The following is a 277-nucleotide window of genomic DNA, read 5'->3' on the forward strand; positions in this document are numbered from 1 at the left end:
TCTATGTGTTTGAAAGAGGAGCTTTGCCTGATTCATGGTTTATAGATGAAGGATTTAATGCAGATAGTAAGTCCTATAGCTATGATAAGTGGAGCAAGGAATTAGATGAAGAAGATATAATTGATACCGAAGAATACATAAATAGTGTTATTCAGTCTGGTAGCACATTAGAAAAAAATGATAATTTTCGTGGGGATGTCATTACTAAAGAAGAGTTTGACGTTAAACATCGAGTTGGCGGTCGAAAGATTTTGTTTATCGCCTTGCAAAGACCTAG

At 35.0% G+C, this 277-nt stretch carries 1 protein-coding gene; it reads left to right on the top strand.

Annotated features, from left to right (window positions below):
* Nucleotides 1-277: hypothetical protein (locus SB689_RS22980; protein WP_410694376.1), on the top strand; the 277-nt coding region annotated here is incomplete at both ends.

Origin of the sequence: Chryseobacterium sp. SIMBA_038 (assembly GCF_046535115.1) — a bacterium.
In the GTDB taxonomy this organism is placed as follows: Bacteria; Bacteroidota; Bacteroidia; order Flavobacteriales; family Weeksellaceae; genus Chryseobacterium.